The sequence below is a fragment of the Parcubacteria group bacterium genome (assembly GCA_041659505.1).
Lineage (GTDB): Bacteria > Patescibacteriota > Minisyncoccia > Moranbacterales > UBA2206 > UBA9630.
Genome location: JBAZYF010000001.1, coordinates 28,844 through 51,721 on the forward strand (window position 1 = coordinate 28,844; position 22,878 = coordinate 51,721).

Consider the following 22,878-nt stretch of genomic DNA (forward strand, 5'->3'; position numbering starts at 1 on the left):
AAATCCCCCTGAATATTTAGGGGGATTTTTAATATGTGTCATTCCCGCCCCCGTCTACACGAGGATAAACTCCGGCGGGAATCCAGGTTCCACCAGGTGTAAACTCTAGAAAATCGAACTGCAAGTCTGACAAACTCTCCATTTCAGTAAGTCTTGAATTTTAATAATTCGTTTTTTCTTTATTTTTAGCTCGAGGTGCCTGGATCCCCGCCTTCGCGGGGATGACACATTTCCTATTGATTCTCGCTCAACTTCCAATCTTTTGAAAGATCGATCTCGTACATCATCTTCTTTTGGCTTTTATAAATTATCGTCACCTGCCCAGTCACAGCGCCCGATCCGGATTGGCGTTGGATCAAAAGATCATAGTTCTCCGCCGTAACTTTTGGCAAGGTATAAGAAAACTCGACGGTCTTGGTCCGACCCAATGGAACGGTAAACATTGACCCAAAATATTTCTTACCCAGTTCGTCTCCAAACTTTTGCTCGCCCAAGTTTTGTGAATTCACAAGCCAGCTACTTTGCGGAACATAAGCCCGCAGATACGTCTGGTAATCTTTCGTCATCCAGTCTTTTTCTTTGGCTGTGTGATTATAGGTAATTTTCAGATCCGCTTTTGGCACATCACCCGTGAGATCAATCGTGTAGTTAAATGAGCGACGCAGATAATAATCACTTTTGAGCGATCCCATATTGGCATCGACCAACATCAGGTAATCGCCCGCCCAATTCTTGTCCACACCCCCATCCCACTGAGCACGCTGCGCCTGGCTTTCTAAATTTTCGTCTTTAAAATAAAGCTGGATATCCTTGCGATTCAAATCGTCTAAAATAATCTCCGCTAATTGCAGTTTTTGGCGCATATTCAAATCAAATACTTTCTTTTTAATTTCCGAAGCCAAAAGATTCATCACACCTTTGCGCTCACCAATCTTCAGGCCTTGCTGATAAAAACCTTTCTCTACCTGATACTCCAAATTCTTCACAGCGTTTTCACTGTCATACGTTCCTGGATAACCGGGAATTTCCACTGGTCCGGTCACCTTGAGAAAAGACAAGAGAACATTGCTATTGATGGCAATCACGCCAGCAAAATTTTCCTGCCCCTGTCCAAGATGATAAAATTCATCGGCCTTCTGGGCATTCGTCGGAAAATCCGGTGACCAGTTAGAATCACGAAGCTTCCAATCTTTCACATTCAACGCTTCTTTGATCGGATAAGGTGGCACGATACCATTGGGCACCCGACCGTCAAAATTAGAAAGGTCATGTGTCTGCAACTGTTTCACTTGCCCATCTTGCATTTTCAAAATTCCAAACGATCCGATGTATCCACCGCCCGGCCGCAGTTCCATATTATTTTGGAACATCAACATAAAGGTTTTTTCTTCACCATCCTTCTCAAACAGATACTCGGCGAAACTAGCCATCGTTTTGAACTTGGCTTTTTTCAGTTCGTCCATTGGAAGGAAGTTGATCACTGAGCTGATCGTTCCGAATTCCTTATTGCTCTTAACTTGCCAATAGGAATACCAGCCGGTGAGGAATATCACGGCAAAGATCCAAAAGATGATAAAATTGCGGTTTTTTCTTTGCATAAGGTCAATGTTTAAAGCTTTTTAATCCAAATTATATTAACTGTCCATCCTACACTAAAATCCCCCATTTGTCAAGCAACCCAATATGAGACGACTTGACTTTTGTCCATTAATATGCTACAATCTTAGGTTAAATAAATTTAGCCTGAAGGCGTATGAAAATCGCATTTATCGGACAAAAAGGTATTCCTGTGAGCTCTGGTGGGGTAGAAAGAAGAGTTCAGGAGCTAGCGACAAGAATGGCCAAACTTGGTCATGAGGTTTTTGTTTATGCGAGAAAAAATTATGCTTCAGAACTAATTTCTGAATATAAAGGCGTAAAGATAATCTATCTTCCTTGCGTTGAAACGAAAAATCTGGGAGCAATCACTCACACACTAATTGCCAGCCTTCACGCGATTTTCCAAAAATATGATATCGTCCATTACCAAGCACCTGGACCATCTTCTCTATGTTGGATAATGAAGCTTTTTAATCCAAGCACTGGACTGGTGGCAACTTTTAATTCCCGAGATGAAAAACACCAAAAATGGGGACGCATCGCCAGAGCCTATTTACGCTTTGGAGAATTTGTCATAAACAAAGTTCCCGACCGAACGATTTCTGTCAGTAAACTCATCAAAGAGCATTCAAGGGAAAAATATGGCAATGAGCATATCACAGTCATCCACAATGGATCCGCCATCATGCCGACCAATGAAACTGATGAGCTTGATAAATGGGACTTGGAGAAAAATCACTATTTCCTCACTGTCGCAAGATTGGTCCGTCACAAAGGTATCCATTACTTAATTGAGGCATTCAAAAGCGCCAAGAAAAAACACGCGCTTCCCGAAAATCTCAAATTAGCCATCGTCGGTGATAGCGCTTATACGGACGACTATGTCACTTATCTGAAAAAAATCGCCGAAGCGGATGCAGATATCATTTTCACTGGAAGCCAGTCTGGTGCATCCCTCGCGCAACTCTATGCTAATGCTTTTGCTTTCGTCCTGCCTTCAGAGGCAGAAGGGCTTTCTAATGTCCTGCTTGAAGCGATGGGTTATGGCCTCGCACCGATTATCAGCAGCATCCCGGAAAACACGATAGTCGTTGAAGACAATGGACTGACATTCGAAAATAGCAACGCCTCCGACTTAGAAAAAATGCTCATCCTGGCGGCAAGTAATCCCGAAAACACAAAAAGACTTGGCCTCTTAGCCAAGCAATCGGTGGAGAAAAATTACAGCTGGGATGAAAACGTTTCCCGGACCCTAAAGCTTTATTCGGCTTTGCTGCAAGAAAAAAATAGCCGTCGCTTTATTTTTCAACGCAAAAGACTTTCGTAAAGACTGATCATTTCCCAATAGAGCATTTCTTCGTCATTGATTTTCAAAATATTCTCGTAGCCATATTGTCCCATGGAAAAACGCTCTGCTTTCGAAAGGCGGAGTGTTTTTTTGATCTTCCCAGCTAGATCATCGACGTTCCCTGCTTCAAAAACGAAACCTGTTTCATGAGCGATGATTGACTCGCTAGTTCCACCTAGATCAGATACAATGACCGGCCTGCGGGCAATTTGAGCCTCAGTGACAACCATAGGAGAATTGTCATACCAAATAGAAGGTACCACGATAAACTTAGCCTGACTGACCAAATCAATCAGTTCCTTGCCTGACTTAAAACCGATAAATCTTACCTTTCCTTCCAATTCTAAATCCTTGACTAGTTTTTTGAGTGCTTGCTCTTGGGAACCTTTGCCGACAATACGCAATTCATTTTCTCCCAGTGCTCCCTCTTTCTCCAATTTCGCCACAGCCCGAATCAGATCAGCAATCCCCTTCTCCTCAGAAATTCTGCCATAATAGAGAAAAAAGTTTTTCTCTGCAAGACTATTATCCATTTCTTTTTTGATCTGTCCAATTTCGATCGGATTCCGAATGACAACAATCTTTTCTGCCGGGACACCAAACTCGACATACTTTTTTTTCACAAACTCACTGGGTGAAATGAACCTATCCACCTTCGCATAGCTCCCCAAAAATTTATGCAGATAAGCTTCCAGCATCGCCAAAAAACTGCCCGAAAAAGAATCCTTGAGGCACCTATTGGCCAGACAATGATAATATTTCCCTCCTTTGCATCTTTCGCAAAGTTTACCTTTGACAAATAACTTGTAATTCGGACAGATTTCCTTGTAAGCATGCAACGTCATGACGATCGGAATATTGTGCTTTTTCAACGTATCAATAATCGCTGGACTGAGATAGTGATAGATATTGTGCAAGTGAGCGATCTCGGGCTTTTCCGCGATGATCAATTCTTCCAATTTTCGCTTCGCTTCAAAATTATAGAGAAATTTCGAGGCTCGTTTCAATTTTTCTCCTAGTCCCGTTTTTTCATTCAAGTCAAAATGCTCAGTAAAATATTTCGCATATGGCGACGGCTCATTGTCTCGGTCTTGCATTGAAAACACAATTACTTCATGGCTTCTTTGGGAAAACATTTTTAGCAGCTCAAAAAAAGCCGTCACCGATCCGCCGCCTCTTTTTCGGGTAAAATATTTGTGAACCTGGAGGATTCTCATAATTTACAAACTTTCATTTGTATTATAGACTAAACTAAAGGATAATCAAAATCAGGACTTACGCGTTTGCCAAAGAGTTGTTCGCACGAGCATCCCTCTTTAACGGAAAAAGTCCCTCAGTAAACCAGCAGAAGACTAGCCTAAAAGAGGAAACGTCGCTTTTAGAATAACTTTTTGGTAAATGCGTAAGTCCTAAAAATTATGGAGCTAGTTTCCAAAAGGATAGCCGGAGCGATTTTTATGGGCGGATTGGTCGCCATTTTGTTTTTGGGCTTTTTTTCTTCCGAGCCACTCATCACCGATTCCGTCCTCACTCTCGGACTTATGCTTTTCACGGCCTTTCTTCATCGCCCAAAATGGGGCATTTTTTTGATCCTGTTTATCCGACCGGCGATTGATAAATTTAGCGACACTTTCAGCATATCTTTCCGAAATATCAACATCAATTCTTCCGCTATTTTTGGCTCACTTGTCGTTCTTCTTCTATCTCTCTTTATCCTCAAAAATATTGCTCAACTAAAATTTGTGCCACTGAAAAAATATTGGCTCATTTTTCTTGCTCTCATTACCCTAAGCATACTTTTCTCAATTGACATTCCAGCTAGTCTCTATGAAATAATCAGAATCATGAGCATTTTCCTCATTTTCGTTTCCATCTTCATTGTTGTGAAGATAGAAAAAGACTATAACAACCTCGCCTACAGTATAATCTATTCCGCCATCATTCCGTTTCTGTTTGCCACTTATCAACTGGTCACCGGAACAGGACTGGGGGGAACAGAAGGGATTGAGAGTCGATTGTTTGGCACATTCAGCCATCCCAATCCTTTTGCTTCTTTTGTCTTCATCGTCCTTGTCGTAGCCATTTTTTTCTTCACCCAAGAAAAACTGCCCCGCCAAAAATTATTCCTCGGTACAATGATCGTTTGGGGCATTTTTCTATTGATCCAGACCTATTGTCGCGGAGCTTGGTTGGCTTTTCTGATCTTCCTATTCATCCTCACAGCCATCAAATATCCCAAAGCGCTTTTAGGTTTAATCTTCACAATGCTCTTCATCTTTTCCGTCTCTGAAACGATCCAAAACCGCGTGGAGGATATCTATAACCCCCCGGCTGACAGCTCAGTTCGTTGGAGATTCGCTCAATGGGAAAGAATGTCCGGACTGTTCCTCAAAAAGCCCCTGACTGGCTATGGCATCGGAACAGAAACAGTTGCCTTTGAAAACGAATTCGGCTACAACGCCGGCAATCCCTACACGCACAACGACTTCCTCCGCGTTGCTCTGGAAACTGGCATCCTCGGCGCCATCGCCTATTTCTTCCTAATTATGGTCACGCTGTTTAAATTAGTTGTAAATTATAGAAAAGAAAAAAATCCTTGGAACAAGGATTTCGAATTATTCGTCTTAGCATTATTCATCGCTATTTTAAGTTTTTCTCTGACCAATAACACACTGCGTGAAACGGTCACGCAATGGACGATGTGGAGCCTAGTTGCCGTCGCCCTGGCACTTCATGCGCAGAAAAAGTTGGCCAAATAAATTACAAATATTCCCTCCTCGCCCTTAGGGAGAGGATGTCACGTACTCGTGACAGGTGAGGGAAAAGGGCTTTATGCCACACGCAATCTAAAAATAATAGTTCAGCTATATCATTAAGTCCCCTCCCTCATCCGGCCTTCGGCCACCTTCTCCCTAATGGAGAAGGGGTATATCCGTAAAAATAATGAGAGCCCGCTTTGGATATAGATCCTAGCGGGCTCTGTTTTCGATACTTCGGTGGTTGGCTGTTAATTTTTAAAAAAACGTGCTTCGGGCGGTGACTCGTTTTTATAAATGGTGCCATCCCGAAGGATAACTACCTCGTAACACGAATCGCCATCCTTAATTATCGGCGTTCCTCGCTTGAGAGCAGTAATCTTCTCAAGATAAGCAAGGATACACCCAGCGTTTACATCAATCAACTGGATTGGGTTTTCCATCGTAACATTCCGAAGAACGATGGTCGGGCCCCAATCTTTACCATAAGTCCATCCGTCAATATTTTTAATGTGCCCTTCAACCTTAAAGCTGACGGAATTCTCAGGGTATTTGTGATTCCCCGTATTACTCACGAGACGCACTCCATTGTACGGAACGAGGGTTTGGTAGTCTCCAATGAGAACCTTGCCGTTATAGCAACCGCCTTTCTGATCACAAATCGATTTGCTCTCGACTGCTCTCATAGGCTCGTGAGTCGTCCGCATCGGCCCAATAACTGTTGACAGTTGGCGCGCCTGGGTTGGGCAGATATTCATATCCATCAGCCCCGCTCCCGCCCGTGGATTATCAGAAAGCTTTTCCAGTTTTACCACCAACTTCGGCGAAAAATGAACCCGCTCTGATCCTCCTACTCCGGTGACAATCACATATTCACCTTGATTAGGATCAATGATTGTGGACACTTGGGAATTGGGTGAATAGTCATTAATGATCCTGAAAACCAGGGAGACACGGACTGAATCACCCTTGACTGTTACATTACGAGTTCTAATTTCTGAGCCCGTGGTTTCCACCCAGTTCTGCTTTGCAACTGGTGAGCCTGTGGTTTCCACCCAGTTGGGCTCCATTGTTATCCCGTTCCCTGCTGCCTGCGCAAACGAAGCGCCGACTACCGTTGCCAATACTGCCAACACTACGATGATCTGTTTTCTCATGATACTGCCTCCTTATGGGTTTTGAGTGTTTTTTATTGTAAACTTTTCCAACCACCAACCCCGAAACCAGCTGATTTGGCTAACTTTGGTGTTGGTGGCTAGAATTTTGTCAAAGAGCACTATTTCAAAATATACTACAACTTCTAACCATTTTTTGCAAATCATTCCTCAACTGGAACTTACCTACTATTTGCACTACCTTATCTCATGATAATGATCCAACGCGCGATATTCTGGCTCTTCTTTTCCGAAAAAATAGAGATAACCGACTGTTCCGATTAGTCCCATTACAAATCCGATGAGAATATTCAAGGGGATATTCGGCGTGGCAGGATTTTGCGTCGTAACCGGTCCGTCAATGACACTAATCACAATCTTATCTCCACCTCCATGATACTTCTGATTGTTGGTAGCCAGATTGCTCGCAATCGCTTGTGCCACTTTTTCCGCTTCTTTTCTCGAAGGATCGAAAACGGAAATTTCAATAATTCCAGTATTGTTCACTTTTTTGACACTGACTTCTTTTTCCCATTCCTTTTTACGATCTTCCTTATTGGTCGAATAAACATTCTTCACTCCGACCGGAGACTGCAATACATCATCAATAAAAGAATCAGTAAAGATGATTTTGGAAAAAATATCACTAAGATATTCTGCCGACTTGGCAGCTGAGAAAGCGTCCACCTTATCTTCTGGTTGTTTTTGGACGACCAAGACACTGATGTCAGAGCGATATTTAGGTTTGATAATCGTGGAAATTGTAAACACACAAGCCGCCACGACAAAGGAAACCACGAAGATAACTTTCAGTTTTTGCTTGATGATTTTCCAAAAATTCTCTTGATTCATAATATTTTCCTCGAATTATTACCTTAAATTCATAACCTAATATATTAGCAGAAATTCGTCCACTTGTCAATGGAAATCTACCGCTAGCCCACTTTTAGCCTAAATAAGGCCTATTTTGCCAATATTTTTAGGACTTTTATTCTTCCCAGGAACCAGACGACTACCTAGGAAAAAATCCCAGATAAACGCCTAAGTCCTATGTGGCACAGACCCAAAAATGATTAGAGCCCCGAAGAATAGATATTCCCGGGGCCCATATAATCCAAGAGGACGTTTCAAGTTTCGTCCAATCATTTCAGCAATTCATTCAATGCTAATTGTCGTAAGCACTGTGAACGCTAGGTCACCTAATCGGCAACGAAATAATCAATGAAACTTAAAAGTTCTCTATTTGTTATCGTAAAAACTACCTACCACCGCTTTGGCTGCCAAGGCTAGCCAGCACGATGTCCATCCGATCGTCAGGAGTGAACGGGTTGTTGTCAGACTGAGTTTCAACGATCACAGTTGCGGGAGTATTCCCCTGATCCTGTTGACTGCCGAGACTAGCCATTACCTGATCCATTCTGTCATCAGGAGAATACGATTTTTTACTCAACGTCTCCTGGGACTGGATTTGATCAGTGGTGGTGGATGCGGTTATCGCAACACCATCTTCAACCACCGGATTAAATCCACTGGCCAAATGATTTCCATACAAGGCATTGATAGGTTCCTTGCTGGATAACCCAATGCCAACGCCGACACGCCCATCTGTGCTAGCATGGACTTCGGCAATAAGCGTTCCAATTGGAGTCCGCTGGCGAAGTTCTGACTTCGCCGCACCGGCGCCCATATTACTATGGACCCCTGCTCCAATAAGATTTCTCCATCGGAGATTTTCTGTTAATTGTTTTTCCAAGCCGATCCAAACATCCAAGGACGTTTGGTCGATCGGAGCGGATCCATTATTGGTAGATTGACCGATTCCTGTCCAGAAATCAGCAATCCCAATTGCCACTAGGTCAGGTTGGAGCTTATATTGAACTTCACCATAGGCACCAACACCTGCGCCATTTTGGCGAGTTATTGATTCAACCTTCTTGGTTCGTTGACTTTTTCCGGTCTCCTGGTAGCCAGCTCGGATTTTGAGCTGTTCATACCAAGGCCCCTCTGCATACGTAATACCTGCTTCCGGTGCGATTTTAGCATCGTAACCATCGGAAGGCGAATGACTCATGTTCCAGGTGGAAAAATTACCGAGAATTCCAAGCCCCAATGAAGTTGGGCTTGCCTGCTCTTTCTGCCAATACATAAACTCGCCAGTAATTCCCGAGCTTACAACTTGATTTTGCGAACCTGGCTTTTTCAAGTTGAACGTCGCCTTGCCAAGTGCCTCAAGCGCTGAAATACTATTACCAGAAGCAACCGCATTGTCACTGCTTTTGACGGTCGTTCTTTCTTTTTCATCAGTCTCAGTTGATACAGATGATGAAAGTCCATCCGTAATCAGATTAGAAGACGTTGCCGTTACGTTTTTTGTATCAGTTGCAGAAACTTCAGCATTACTCGGCTGAGTACTGCCCTGGTAACTATTGACTTCAACGACCACGTTTTTTTGACGACGCACGGGAATCATAAGTTTTTGACCCGGGTAAATTGTATTGGATTTAAGTCCGTTGACTTTCTTGATTTCCTGCCAACGAACACCCTTTTCTCTGCCAACCACTGAAAGGCAGTCCCCTTTTTTTACCACAATATATTCTTTAACATATTCTTCGGCGCTACAAATTGCTGCGCTAAAGATAATTGTGGCAGAAAGGATTAACGCTGCGAATTTTTTCATGTCATCCTCCTTGCTGTAACTGATTTATGATAATCATCCTCTCGATTTCCGAGAGATATTTATTGACGAATAACATATCCTGTCTATTGATGCTCCCGCCCATGCTCCAGGCGATGGGTTTTTTTTCGCTTGCTCGATATAAATCAAAGAAAGCGGAAATACCCATTGAATATAAGTCGGGGGAAATATAAAACTCCCCCTCCTTTATCCATCGTTGAAAGAAGGTGTCTCCAGGGTTTATTCTGGCCACTTCTTTCATATCAGCAGTTGAGAGTGGACTAAAAAACTTCCAGCCCTCGGGAGTTGTGTATGGCCTCCACTTTTTCACACTCGCGTAAAAATGTTCCGCCACGGGAAGTTTGGACAACTCAGTCCCATGCTTTGCAATAATTTCTTTTCGGAACTGAAAATCCTTTTTAAACCTTTCCCAGTCAAGCGGAAAGCCATTCTTTTCTCTCCCAAGCAGATTGAAGCCAAACTCCTGCATCGTGGAAAAAGCAATTGCCATTCCTTCTTCGATGCTTTTGCTATAGACAAGCGTCGAATACATTGCGACCTCGGTTTTTCCATCTGATCTTCTGATTAATTCACCCCAAGGGGTGAATATAATTTGAAGTTCATGCTCTCCGCCTTTTTTGTCGATTATCCAGCCAAACCAAGTGGTACGGCCCGGAGACATTTCGGCTTTCAAGCCTTCTGGAAAAATTCCGGTCTTAGCCACGAAAGCTTCTCCTTCGATATCGACTCCGTCGACATTGTACACGCCAATGAAATATGGTGGCGACCTTTTTATCTCAATCTCACTTTGCCCCTGACCAGTCACCTCATCTATTGGGGAATTAATTTTAATTCTGTTCTGCGAACAACTCGCAAGAGTCGCAATCGCTACCATAACCAACAAAACCTGAATAAAACTCTTACTTTTTATCATGATCAATCCTCCTCCGAAATATTGTTTTTGGATCAGAATTGATCCTATTTTTTTCTAACTATTTGGTTGTCAATGGACAATCCATAACAACCTCATGCCAATCCCGAAGTGTTCTGGACTGAATAAAAGATTGCTATTTGGACTTTTAAGATTAACATAGAACTCTAACAGAAAATTAGGCTTTTGTCAATCGTAATTGCCACGAAACCCATTTTATGCCTAAACAAGCCTTAATTAGCTAAAGCTTACCAGACTTTTTTAAAAATAGCCAAAATCTTCGCCAGGCCGGAAAAATGCCCAAAAAAGAAAAGCGCCCGCTCGGAAATGATATCCGAACGGGTGTTGATTGTTTAAATTCTACACAAAACTTGAAAACATTTAGGAAGTAACAAAATGTTCCGCGTATTTATATGGATTGAAAATATAAGTATTTTCTTCCACTATTCCGCTTATAAGCTTTGCTCCGTGAAAAAAACTAAACACTCTGTCACTTTTTAACTGCAAGTGGGGAAATCCCGCCATAACCAATAGAGCGTTTAATCTTTTTTGCAGATCGGTACAAAAACGTATATGCGCAATATAGGCCATATGCACAACCTCTTGGATAGTATGCTTATGTTTCTTCGCCATCCCACAAGGAAAGTGAGTCGCAAGACAAAGCGTTTTTGTTTCCTTAGCTTCAAACAAGTTGGCAATGCTATAGAGAGCACTGTCCTCATGAAACTGCTCAAATCCACCAAAAAGTCCCGGGCAAAAATTGAGAGGTCCTCCCGGAGGTCCAGCTCCATGAATCCGCTCATTAAACTTCCTCAGATAGTCCAGAAGCTCAATATCCCCATCGGGACAGTGATTCCAGACTCCACCATTGTTGGTAAAACCCAGCAATTCTTCTATGGAAAAAGCTTGTAGAACTTGAAACGCTTTCAACTGTTGAGTGTAAGCGTTATCCTCCTCGGACATATAACTTTTCTTCTTAGTCAAGCTTGTCATAGCACTCCTTCTTCCCAATCATTAAAAGAACCAAAAGCCCGCCCATTGCAGGCTCCTCGAAGAACAACTAACCTTTATATACCTAAAATATGAAATAGTCAAGACTAAAAAAATCTCCATCACTTCCTAAAGATCATTTCCTGAATAGGACAGATTGAAACTCTTGTTGATGAGAGGAAAATCCGGCACAATATTGCCTTTTCCGGCGTGACCTACGACCGTCCAGTTAATAAAAGATGGATCGCGCACATCCACGCGCGTAATTTGACCATCTGAGTCCGTCACGACAAAATAGACAATCTCGCCCCTCCAGCCTTCACTGATCCCGAGGGCAAAACTGTTTTTTCGCAAAATCGCCGTTTTGGGATTTACCAGCTCCCCTGGCGCTTCGGCCAATTTTTCCAAAGCTTGTTTTAGAATTTCAAATGAAACGAAAACTTCCTTTATCCGCACATGAAGCCGTGCAAAAACATCGCCCTCTTTTTCCAGCGCAATGCCAAAATTCAATTCCGGATAAGCGGCATGGGGATATTCGATCCTGGCATCATGGGCAATGCCCAGTGCTCTGCCGGCTACGCCGACAACTCCATGATCAAGCGCTAATTGGCGATCGAGCCGACCAGTACTTTGCAAACGGTTGAGGAGCGTACTACTGTCATCGGAAATCTCAATCACTTCCGCAAAATCTTTTTTTATTTTCAAAAGTTTTTCTTGTAATTGTTTTCCCGCTTCCGCAGAAATATCTTTCGTTACCCCGCCAATCACATTCACTCCGCGCAAAAATCGACTGCCGGTCAAACTTTCATTCAGTTGCATGATCATTTCGCGCAGACGACCACCATTGCTTCCGCCAAAACTGAATCCGGTATCGAGCATAATAAACCCGATGTCATTAAAATGATTTGCCAGCCGTTCCAATTCAGAAAAAATCACTCGCAGATATTTTGCTCGCGCGGAGACTTTAGTTTCGGCCAGATTTTCAATCGCCTGGCAAAAAGCCAAACTGTGCGTGAAAGAAGTGTCTCCGGAAACTCTTTCTGACAGGCGCACTTTTTCCGCCAAGGGCAATGTTTCAAAAAGTTTTTCAATTCCCTTATGCTTATAGCCCAGTTTCGGCTCCAAAAGAACCACTTCCTCTCCCACCACGCTAAAACGAAAATGTCCCGGTTCGATAATTCCGGCATGCACCGGACCGACGGGAATTTCATAGATTCCCTCCCCCTTTACTTTCAAAAATTCATAAGTTCCAGTCGCTTGGGCAGGACGTTCTTGCCAATTAAAATCTTTCCGTAAAGGAAAAACTCCCGCCGGCCAATTTTCATGCAAAAGCATCCCTCGCGCATTAGGATGGCCGAGTGGTTCAAGACCAAAAAAACTTTTTATCCGCCGTTCATAGCCGGACGCTTCATGAATTGCTTTGGTGATCGAAGGAAAGCCTTTGCCGTCTTGGATGGTAATGTAGGGCGTCAAAAAAACATTTTCCCCTGGCACGCCAAAAACATAGAAGATGCGAAAACCGATTCCCGCTTTTCTCTCATCCGTCGCCGTGATAGTTTTCAGTTGCAACTTGTGGTCAAAATACAACTCATTACAAACAGTCAAAAGTTCCGCGGTCGGGACAGCATAAGTCAAAACATTGCCATCCTGCTTGACGGAAAAACTTTTGGGAATATATTTTTCTTGGATTTCGCTTTGATTCATATTAGTTAGGAGTTACACGTTTCCCCTCACAGCCGTATTTTCTAAAAAAATAACTCGAACGCCCTTTTTTTCTTTTCAAATTTTTCCCTCTATCAACGGCAACCAGTGGAAAATTTTGAAGAAAAAAGGCATTCTCAGGCACGTTTTTTTAGAAAATACGGCTGACTCGGGCAAACACGTAAGTCATATTAGTAGACTAAACTGGCACTAGTTATTAGGGAATTTATTGTTGCAGGGATAAAAATACTCAAATAAACTAGAAGAACCACCAAGATGAGCACCGGAAAAATTGTCCAAACGCCAGACTCGCCAACCGGAACATTCTCTTCATTTTCCCCAAAAATCATCGCGACCACATGGCGGAGGAAACCGACAAAGATCAATGCCAGCGCCAAGAGCGCAATAATTGTGACGGCAGGATGACTGCTGATCCCAGCGGACAGAATCGAAAATTCGGTGACAAAAATTCCAAACGGTGGCATACCAGTGATGGCCAAAAAGCCAATAAGAAACAAAATGCTCGTAACCGGCAAGACTTTGAGGACGCCTTTCACTTTAGCAATTTTAGTGGAGCTATATTTCAAAAAGATATTGCCCGCTGACAAAAACAAAATTGATTTGGCCAAGGAGTGATAGATCATATGCAAGATTGCCGCGAAAATTCCCACACCACCAAATCCAAACCCTAGTGCCATCACGCCCATATGTTCGATGCTGGAATAGGCCAAGAGTCGTTTGTAATTTTTTTGGATGAAAATGATCGCAGCCGCGACAATAATTGAAATGATACCGAAAAAAATGAGCATCTGGGAAGAAAAATTTGCTCCCACAGCAAGATCCACAATCACTTTGAACCGCAAGATTGCCAGAAATGCCACATTGAGGAGCACGCCAGAAAGCAAACTGCTAATTGGCACCGGTGCCTTGCTGTGGGCATCGGGTAGCCAAGTATGCATCGGCACAAACCCGACCTTCGTTCCATAGCCAATCAGGATAAAGATAAAAGCAATCTTGGCAACAAACGGATCAAGACCAGAGGCGTTGACTAGTAGCGCATGCCAATTGACCAGGCCGTGATTTCCCGCCGCGAAAGAAGGGTAGAGAAAAATCAAAGTGCCAAAAAAAGCTAGTAAAAGTCCGACCGAGTTAACAATCAAATATTTCCAAGCCGCTTCCATCGCCGATGGCTTGTTATAAAAACTGATCAAAAATGCCGTGGAAAGAGTAGTCGCTTCGATCATTACCCACATCAGGATCGGATTGGTCGTGCTGATGGCAAAAAACATCGCAAGCAGAAATAGGTGCAAAAGGATGAAATATTCTCGCACCCGATGAAATCCGATAATGCCTTTTTTCACCTCCACTTGCAAATAGCCCGTAGAATACCAAGAAGCTACAAATCCGATGATCGCCACCAAAAGAAGCAGGATTGCTCCTAATGGATCGATGGAAAGATAGGGTGTCCAAGCATAACTACCCTTTTGCGCCACGACCGACACCACAATCAGCGCTGAAATAAGCTCAATGGAAGAAGCCAAAATTGCAATCGTATTTAGCGGTTGAATCTTTTTCCTGACCAAAAAAGACAAGCCGGAAGCAATGAAAGGAATAAAGATGATAAGAAATAGAGCCATAAAATTAATCTTCTTTTAGGTGAGACATCTTAGTTACATCAAGCGTCTCCATCTGCTTATAAATCATCGAGGTGAAGGTTGCCGAAATCATTATCCAAACTGCGATATCAAAAATTATGCCCAATTCCAATCCAGGTGTCTGTTCCAGTCCGGACATTATGGCAAAAGAAACAATGCCATTTTCCAAGGACAGCACTCCAATCGCCTGAGACAGGGCACCTTTGCGATTAATCAAAAGGAAAATTGATCCCAGAATTGTCGCGATGGAAAGTAGCATCGCATTAGAATTCTCTGGAGCGATTACAGTCAAGGGAGCAAAAAAACGCGAATAAGTCACTGCTGTTATCACCGCTAGAATAATCAAAGTCAAAGGACCATTGAGATAGGTGCTAGCGGAAAATTTTATATGATTTTTCTTGATCAGCTTTCTGAAAAAATGAGGAGCAATGATTACTTTAACAACAAACATGAGAATCGCCACCAAAAAAATCAGCCAAGAGAAATCAGCCAGCGCGGCGCTAATGAAAAAAACAAAAATAACTAAAGACTGAACGAGGTATAGCGCCACGACAGAAGTACTTTTCTTGGCCAGATGCATAAAAATGACTGAGGCAAAAATCAGAATTTCTAAGAAAAATAGAATTTGTGGTGTAAGAGGAAACATAAGTTTAAGCGATTAAAATAATAGCGATTACTCCCAGGATGAATGAGGTGAACAGGAGATCAGGCAGGCGGAAAAATCTAAACTTAGCGATACTTGATTCCAGCGTTGCCACAAAAAGACAAAGCAGCAGGGTCTTGATCAAAAACAACATTAGTGCGATAAAAAGAGCTGCTCCAGAAAAAGACGTCGCCAATCCCCAAGGGAAAAATAGATTAGCACCAAGGGAAAGAAAAATCAGAAATTTATTCGCCGCTGCCCACTCAATAAGCGCCAAACGTTTGCCGGAATATTCCAAAATCATCGCCTCATGGATCATGGTCAGTTCCAGATGCGTCGAGGGATTGTCGAAAGGAAAACGCGCCGTCTCGGCGAGCATCGCAATGACATAGGCCAAAAAAGCCAGCGCCACAGGTGCAAAAAGACCCAGTGGTAGCTGCGAAACAGCGCTCGTGATTGAAAATAGATTGGTCGAATGAGCCACCAATGCCAGTGCCAACAGTGAAAAAATCAACCCGCCTTCGGTGAGCGCCGCTACGGTCATTTCCCGACTTGATCCAAAACCACCAAATGCTCCACCCGTATCCATCCCGGCCAGGGCGAGAAAAAAAGTGCTCAGCGCGATCAAATACACGATCGTCAGAAAATCACCAATGATGTTTCCTGGGAACAGTCCGGTAAAAAATGGGATACTCGCCCCGACCACGAGCGTCACAGCAAAAATCAGATAAGGCGCAAAACGAAAGATCCAAGAAGCATCCTCGCTGATGATTTCATCTTTGTGGAATAACTTCCAGAGATCTTGATAGGGCTGGAAAACACTTGCGCCGAGCCTGTTTTGAAAACGCGCTTTTATCTTTCTGGTCACGCCGATAAAAAGCGGCGAGAGCGCTGGAACTAAGATTAATTGAATTGCAATAAATAGCACTGACATAAATTTCTAAATTGCTAAGAATAATAACAAAGCGATAAGGGTTAAAAATATATACAATATATAGGCATTCACATTTCCACTTTGGATCTTTTTTATGCTTTCTGCAATTTTGATAATTCCTCTTTGCGCCGGCTGGTAAAAATGTAGCTTCCAAAAATCCTCAATTTCTAATCTGACCACATTGGTCTTGGGAAAATAACGGATATCTGCATCTCGATACTCCACTGTCGTTTGCTTGGTCGGCTTGAGAATTCCCTTGAAAATGACCACGATAGACCTGGCAAACCCGGTGGCGGTAATTTCCATGCGCGGAGCCAGCGTTGTTCCACAATCCCACGTGCGCCCACAACTGACTTTCCGTCCTCGGCTCAAAGTGCGAACGACATAAAATGCCAGCAGAAGAGCAACGAGAAGGCTTATGAAAATAAATGGAGTTGAGACAGAAGCAAAACCACTCTGCAAACTAAAATTCAGTCCGGTAATTTGCGAAAAAGGCGAACTTGTTGCATCAAAAATTGTTAAGCTTTGAGAAACATGCACCAGCATCCGCGAAACCATTCCAGATAGGAGGCCTACGACAAGTGTCAATGTGGCAAGCACGGCCATGCTCATGCGAAGTGTCAATCCGACTTCACTCGCCTGCTTAACATGCTCGCTCCGTGGTCTGGCGAGAAAAGTTGCCCCAAAGGCTTTTACGAAACATGCCGCCGCCAACCCACCGGTAAACGCCAACGCGCCTGCTGCTAGGATAAAAACCCACTGTACAGAAACATCCAGTCCTCCAATTCCACTAAAGAGCGCCTGGAAGGTCAGCCACTCACTAAAAAATCCATTGAACGGCGGCAGAGCGGAGATTGCCAGAGATCCGATCAGAAAAAAGAAAGCTGTCTGCGGCATATATTTAATAAGACCCCCATAATCTTCCATATTCCGCGTGTGGGTTTTTGAAATTACTGAACCAGCACCGAGGAATAATAATGATTTGAAAATAGCATGGTTGAGCGTATGAAAAAGGGCAGCGACCAAAGCCAGTACTGCCAAGGTTTTCAAGTCGAGCGCCAAAAAGACCAATGAACTTCCCAATCCCAAAAGAATAATCCCGATATTTTCGATACTATGATAGGCTAAAAGCCTTTTTATGTCATGCTCAGTCAGCGCATAGAGCACACCCACCAAGGAGGATACAGCGCCGATGACCAACACCAACATCCCACACCAAATCGGAAGATTTGGCATAAGGTCGATAAAAATTCTAATCAGCATATAGATTCCCGTCTTAATCATAACACCCGACATTAGCGCACTAACATGAGTTGGCGCGGCTGGATGAGCGCTTGGCAACCAGATATGCAAAGGAATAATTCCTGCTTTTGTGCCAAATCCGATCAACATCAAAATGAAAATAAAACCACTCATCATAGGAGTCAGCATAGACGCATTATCTTTGATCACGCTAAAATCAAATGATCCGGTAGCGCGATAGAGCAATAGGAACGCCAACGTGATAAAAGCAGTTCCTACGTGAGTCATAATGAAATACAGAGAACCCGCTCGCACATTTTCTTTTTCCTTATTTTCAAAAATAACCAGGAAATAGGATGCAAGAGACATTAGTTCCCACACAATGAGAAAAAACAGTCCGTTGTGCGCACTCGCAACCAAAAGCATCCCGGCAATAAACAGATTATAGAAAAATCCCAAAGAACCGATATCATATTTTCCGTAAAAATGTTTCACGTAGCCCAGGCCATACAAAGAAGCGAACAGAGCGATGAGTGAAATGACAAAAATGAAAAAAGCCGCTAGTTGATCGACTTGGAAAGAAATGTCCAGCATCGGCAAAGTTGAAGCGATAGAATACGCAAATGTTTTTCCCTGCGTCATAACTAAGACTGAGCAGATGAGTCCGGAAATAGAAGCCAGGATTGCCATGCCATTACCCCAGACATTCACCAGCGCGTCGCTTTTGCGAAAAACCAAAGAGCCGATCGCTCCCAATGCCAAAAAAACTAGCGTTACAAAAAAAATTGTTTGTGCGGAGATTGAACCAAGCATGTTAATTGACTTTTTTCTGATTATGACTTAGACGTTTGTCAAATGTCTAAGTTCTACTTTTTATTAGCTTCCATTATTTCCAAAATCTTAAATAGATGACAAATTATCGTTTTGGGACTTGGCGGATCGCCGGGAATTTGAAAATCGACTGGAATCACCTTGTCTACTCCATCCAAGACCGCATAGGAACCCTTGAAAATTCCTCCGGAAATCGCGTCATCCCCCACCGCCACAACTATTTTTGGATCAGGCGTGGCCTCATATGTTTTCACCAGCGCTTCTCGCATATTACGCGACACTGCTCCCGTTACCATCAGCATATCAGCGTGCCGAGGAGAGGCCACAAAGTGAATTCCAAATCTTTCTACATCATAGTAGCAATTACTCAGCGCGGTAAGTTCCTGCTCGCAAGCGTTAGTTGATCCGGCGTCCACCTCGCGAATCGCCAGCGAACCGCCAAATATTTTCTTGATCTTTTTTTCCAATCTTTTTCCCACAATTTCCAACTCTTCATTGCAACCCAAAGCTTCGGTGGAATGCACCGTTTTGGGAGTAGCAAAAATTTTAGAATAAAACTTGATCATTTTTTTTACAAAGAGGACTTACGTGTTTGCCAAAAGCAAGCTTTTCTTGTCGCCAAGGATCAGTCGAGGAAAACTCTCGTGGTCTCAGGAGCTTAATTAGTCAAAAACGAGCTCAGGCAACCACGCGCCTTAAAGATTGTTTTTGGTGAACGCGTAAGTCCTCTATAAATAGAGCCCGCAACATTCTGACAAAACCAAAAAAATCAAATCTATGGTTTGAGTCAAGATAAAATAACTACCTAACTAGCATAAGAGCAGTTCTCTTTTTTGTCAACTAACTGCAAAATTATTCCCCCAATATCCCCCGCTTCGTGCGATGCTTTCTGGCCACGCGAATTCGCGCGGATTCTTTTTGGATCGCGGCCGCCACACGGGCATACTCTTCGTCGTCTTTTGAAATCGCTTGGTTTTTGAGTTCTTCCGCTCGCACCCTCGCCTCTTCGGCACGCTTAAGATCAATCTCTTCTGCTCGCTCCGCCGTATCTGCGAGCACTATCAAAGTATTATCATGAAACTCAATAAACCCACCAGAGATAGAGAGATATGTTTCCTCGTCTTTCTTCTTCACCATCGCCTCACCTGATTTAAGGCTTGTGATATAGGATCGGTGATTGGGCAAAATAGTTATCTGCCCATCAGTCGTTTCGAAAGTCGCCTGATCAACCTCGTCTTCATAGACGGTTTTTTCAGAAGTGACAATCTTAAATTTGATCTTTGATTCAGACATAATTTTTATTTAGCTGGTCGAACTTCAGCAATACTCCCTTTCATATAGAAATCTTGTTCTGCGACATCATCCAATTCTCCGTCAATGATCATCTTGAAGCCTTTGATTGTGTCTTCCAATTTGACATATGCACCAGGAGTTCCGGTAAATTGTTCCGCCACAAAAAATGGTTGGGAAAGGAATTTCTGGATTTTTCGCGCGCGAGAAACTGTCACTTTGTCATCATCCGACAACTCTTCCATCCCGAGAATTGCAATGATATCTTGCAAGTCTTTGTATCTTTGCAAAACCACTTGCACACGCCTAGCTACAGTATAGTGTTCTTCACCAACAATTTTTGGGTCAAGAATTGTCGAAGACGAATCCAAGGGATCAATGGCTGGATAGATTCCGAGTTCAGTGAGAGCTCTAGAAAGCACCACGGTTGAGTCGATGTGCCCGAAAGTTGTGGCTGGCGCCGGGTCAGTCAGGTCGTCCGCCGGCACATAGATGGCTTGCACGGAAGTAATCGAACCTTTTTTGGTTGAGGTAATTCTTTCTTGTAATTTTCCCATTTCTTCCGCCAAGGTCGGTTGATACCCCACCGCTGATGGAATGCGTCCCAAAAGCGCGGACACTTCTGATCCCGCTTGGGTGAAGCGAAAAATATTGTCGATAAACAAAAGCACGTCCTTACCTTCATCGTCCCGGAAATATTCGGCCATGGTGAGACCGGAAAGTGCCACGCGTTGTCGTGCTCCCGGTGGTTCGTTCATTTGACCAAACACCAAGGCGGTTTTATTCAAAACGCCCGAGTCTTTCATTTCATTGTAAAGATCATTACCTTCGCGCGTCCGTTCTCCCACTCCGGCAAAAACCGAATACCCGCCATGCACCGCCGCGATATTACGAATCAATTCTTGCATTGTCACAGTCTTCCCCACGCCCGCACCACCAAACAGTCCCACTTTTCCACCTTTCACAAACGGACAAATAAGGTCGATCACTTTGATTCCGGTTTCAAAAACTTCTGCCTTGGTCGATTGCTCAGAAAATTTTGGCGCTTCACGATGGATGGGATATTTTTTCGTCGTTTCCACTTTTTCCGGAAGTCCATCGATCGTTTCACCAAGCAAATTAAACATCCGCCCTAAAACTTCTTTCCCCACCGGCACAGAAATTGGCGCACCCGTATCGAACACTTCCATTCCCCGACTGATACCATCGGTCGAACCCATCGCCACCGTCCGCACACGTCCTCCGCCAATATGCTGATTAGTTTCCAAAATCAATTTGCTTTGGCCCGCCGTAGCCTTGGCGGAGGAGGCTCCCTGTCCTAAATCGACTTCCAATGCGTGATAGATCTCCGGCAAATTACCTTCAAATTCAACATCGACGACCGGCCCGATGACCTGGATGATTTTTCCTGTGTTTTTCATACTATTAGTTTTAAATTGTTTAATTGGTTAAATTGTCTTAAATACTAATCCCCAAATACTAGCTTATTTAGGCAAATATTGGAAGATTGGGGCTTAAGGACTTGCCCCGTGATAACGAAGTTATTTTACGGGGTTGACTTTTTAGTTGATTTGGAGTATAATGGTAGGTTATGAAATACAACGATTATTTTTAACATTTACCTTAACAAAAGGAGCTTTATATTATGAAAAGTGAACTTGAAAAATTAGTAGCGGGAGCTACGGCAGGAGCTCTAATAGGATCAGGACTTTTTCTTCTTTTTTCTTACGAACCAAGAAATGCTGGAATTTTTTTATTTTTAGCAGGAACGTTTCACTTCTCTGGAGTGTTGCTAGAAAAAAAACGCAACCCCTAGCGTTCCCTATCACATTGTCAGTTCAAGTCTCTGACTTGAACCATCCAGTTCTTAACCCTCATCGAAAGTCGCCGATTTCTAATGAATGAAGCGACTTTTTTTATTTTCAAAAGAACTTTTTTTAATAATTGTCATCCTGAGCGAAGCGGAGCGGAGTCGAAGGATCTACTAATGATTATCGTTAGCTTTGCTATAAATCACAAAGCTAGTGGTAATGGAAAGCAGATCCTTCGACTTCATAAATTTTCTAACGAAAATTTATTCCGCTCAGGATGACATAAATTTTCAAAAATCAGTGAAATCAGTGCCTTCAGTGCTAACCCGCCTGCCGGCGAGGCAGGTCAGTGGTTCGGATTACCCTTCCAACGTCGCCTTCCCCGCTGAAATCTCCGCAATCTCTTGAGTAATCTTCGCTTGTCTGAGTTGATTGTAGGCCAGTGTCAGACCTTCTGCCATCTCCCCGGCTGCGTCTGTGGCGTTTCGCATTGCGAGCATTCGGGAAGATTCCTTGGAGGCGTTCGATTCGAGAATGGCATGATAGATCTGCATTTCAATCAGGCGCGGGAAAATATAATCCAAGAGTTCTTTCGGGCTTGGTTCAATCTTATATTCAATCTCCGGTTCTTTCAGTCCATATTCCTTAGCGGCGCTATCCATCTCCGCAATTTGTTTTTCTATGTCAACTTTGGAAACCGGCAAAATCTGTCTGATTTTAGTCTGCTGATTGATGGCTGAAACGAAGTCAGTATAAATCACCGCCACTTTGTCATATTTTTTGGCTAGATAATCCGCAATCGCAATTTTTGCGACCGCTCTGACGTCTTCAATCTTCGGCAGATAGGTCAACTCGGGAAAAGTGGCCACAATTTCTTTGTCCAACCGGCGCACCATCGCTTCGCCTTTCTTACCAATCGTAATAAAATCAATTTTAAGCTCGGCGTTTGGCACAGTAGACTCAATTTTTTTATCCCCGATCCGGTTAACCTTCAATTTTTCCGGATTCATTATTTCTTCTTTGATCTTCTTCGCCACTTGCGCATTGAACGATCCGCACAGTCCCCGATTCGAGGCAATCGCAATCACCAACACACTTTTCACTTCCCGCACTTCCAAAAGCCCGGTTTGATGGTCTTTGAACGCGCGCGCCAAATTAGTGAGCACGCTCCATGCAGAGTGCGCATAGGGTCGAATGCCCACCACGCTCGCCACGCTCCGGCGCATTTTGGCAGCCGAAACCATCTCCATCGCGCGGGTAATTTTTTTGGTATTATTGATAGACTTTATACGTCTTTTGATGTCTCTAGCTGAGTTCAT

Annotated in this window: 19 protein-coding genes; 3 read left to right on the top strand and 16 right to left on the bottom strand. The window is 43.3% G+C overall.

Annotated features, from left to right (window positions below):
• Nucleotides 1-233: 233 nt before the first annotated feature.
• On the bottom strand, nt 234-1,598 hold the full coding sequence (locus tag WC848_00135) for a DUF4012 domain-containing protein (protein MFA5961080.1): 1,365 nt from the start codon (nt 1,596-1,598) through the stop codon (nt 234-236).
• Between the two features lie 155 nt (nt 1,599-1,753).
• Here WC848_00135 and WC848_00140 point away from each other — a divergent pair, with 155 nt between their 5' ends.
• A complete protein-coding gene (locus WC848_00140; GenBank protein MFA5961081.1) occupies nt 1,754-2,926 on the top strand; it encodes a glycosyltransferase family 4 protein in 1,173 nt (390 codons plus the stop codon).
• Here the strand turns inward: WC848_00140 and WC848_00145 are convergent.
• Entirely contained in the window at nt 2,905-4,164 is a 1,260-nt protein-coding gene (locus WC848_00145; protein ID MFA5961082.1) for a glycosyltransferase, read from the bottom strand. The two genes, WC848_00140 and WC848_00145, sit on opposite strands and share 22 nt — an antisense overlap.
• 201 nt (nt 4,165-4,365) lie before the next feature.
• On the opposite strand from WC848_00145, the gene WC848_00150 reads away from it, so the two are divergent.
• Nucleotides 4,366-5,706 (top strand): O-antigen ligase family protein, encoded by a 1,341-nt coding sequence (locus WC848_00150; GenBank protein MFA5961083.1) that lies wholly within the window; start codon nt 4,366-4,368, stop codon nt 5,704-5,706.
• Nucleotides 5,707-5,954: 248 nt separating this feature from the next.
• On the opposite strand, the gene WC848_00155 is transcribed toward WC848_00150, so the two are convergent.
• The 13 genes from WC848_00155 to atpD form a co-directional block, all read right to left on the bottom strand.
• Nucleotides 5,955-6,860 carry a hypothetical protein gene (locus WC848_00155; GenBank protein MFA5961084.1) on the bottom strand — a complete coding sequence of 302 codons (906 nt, stop codon included), beginning with the start codon at nt 6,858-6,860 and terminating at the stop codon, nt 5,955-5,957.
• A gap of 195 nt (nt 6,861-7,055) precedes the next feature.
• Nucleotides 7,056-7,709, bottom strand: a complete 654-nt coding sequence (locus tag WC848_00160; protein ID MFA5961085.1) for a Wzz/FepE/Etk N-terminal domain-containing protein — start codon at nt 7,707-7,709, stop codon at nt 7,056-7,058.
• Between the two features lie 406 nt (nt 7,710-8,115).
• Entirely contained in the window at nt 8,116-9,534 is a 1,419-nt protein-coding gene (locus tag WC848_00165) for a LysM peptidoglycan-binding domain-containing protein (protein ID MFA5961086.1), read from the bottom strand.
• 1 nt (nt 9,535) lies between these two features.
• Nucleotides 9,536-10,465, bottom strand: coding sequence for a hypothetical protein (locus WC848_00170; GenBank protein MFA5961087.1), 930 nt, complete (start codon nt 10,463-10,465; stop codon nt 9,536-9,538).
• A 378-nt stretch (nt 10,466-10,843) separates the two neighbouring features.
• On the bottom strand, nt 10,844-11,455 hold the full coding sequence (locus WC848_00175) for a hypothetical protein (GenBank protein MFA5961088.1): 612 nt from the start codon (nt 11,453-11,455) through the stop codon (nt 10,844-10,846).
• Nucleotides 11,456-11,581: 126 nt separating this feature from the next.
• Nucleotides 11,582-13,156, bottom strand: a complete 1,575-nt coding sequence (locus WC848_00180; GenBank protein MFA5961089.1) for an NADH-quinone oxidoreductase subunit C — start codon at nt 13,154-13,156, stop codon at nt 11,582-11,584.
• A gap of 188 nt (nt 13,157-13,344) precedes the next feature.
• Entirely contained in the window at nt 13,345-14,790 is a 1,446-nt protein-coding gene (locus WC848_00185) for a proton-conducting transporter membrane subunit (protein MFA5961090.1), read from the bottom strand.
• A gap of 4 nt (nt 14,791-14,794) precedes the next feature.
• Nucleotides 14,795-15,454, bottom strand: coding sequence for a hypothetical protein (locus WC848_00190; GenBank protein MFA5961091.1), 660 nt, complete (start codon nt 15,452-15,454; stop codon nt 14,795-14,797).
• A gap of 4 nt (nt 15,455-15,458) precedes the next feature.
• Nucleotides 15,459-16,385 carry an NADH-quinone oxidoreductase subunit H gene (locus WC848_00195; GenBank protein MFA5961092.1) on the bottom strand — a complete coding sequence of 309 codons (927 nt, stop codon included), beginning with the start codon at nt 16,383-16,385 and terminating at the stop codon, nt 15,459-15,461.
• Between the two features lie 6 nt (nt 16,386-16,391).
• A complete protein-coding gene (gene hyfB, locus WC848_00200) occupies nt 16,392-18,440 on the bottom strand; it encodes a hydrogenase 4 subunit B (protein ID MFA5961093.1) in 2,049 nt (682 codons plus the stop codon).
• 53 nt (nt 18,441-18,493) lie between these two features.
• The gene (locus tag WC848_00205) at nt 18,494-19,024 is read right to left on the bottom strand and encodes an NADH-quinone oxidoreductase subunit B family protein (GenBank protein MFA5961094.1); all 531 of its coding nucleotides are present in this window, start codon (nt 19,022-19,024) and stop codon (nt 18,494-18,496) included.
• A 286-nt stretch (nt 19,025-19,310) separates the two neighbouring features.
• A complete protein-coding gene (gene atpC, locus WC848_00210) occupies nt 19,311-19,751 on the bottom strand; it encodes an ATP synthase F1 subunit epsilon (GenBank protein ID MFA5961095.1) in 441 nt (146 codons plus the stop codon).
• Nucleotides 19,752-19,756: 5 nt separating this feature from the next.
• On the bottom strand, nt 19,757-21,169 hold the full coding sequence (atpD, locus tag WC848_00215; protein ID MFA5961096.1) for a F0F1 ATP synthase subunit beta: 1,413 nt from the start codon (nt 21,167-21,169) through the stop codon (nt 19,757-19,759).
• A 224-nt stretch (nt 21,170-21,393) separates the two neighbouring features.
• Between atpD and WC848_00220 the strand changes: the two genes are divergently transcribed.
• Nucleotides 21,394-21,564: a hypothetical protein gene (locus tag WC848_00220; GenBank protein ID MFA5961097.1), complete on the top strand. Its 171-nt coding sequence runs from the start codon at nt 21,394-21,396 to the stop codon at nt 21,562-21,564.
• 354 nt (nt 21,565-21,918) lie between these two features.
• Here the strand turns inward: WC848_00220 and WC848_00225 are convergent, their stop codons facing one another.
• Complete coding sequence (locus WC848_00225) at nt 21,919-22,878, bottom strand: FoF1 ATP synthase subunit gamma (protein ID MFA5961098.1); 960 nt, start codon at nt 22,876-22,878, stop codon at nt 21,919-21,921.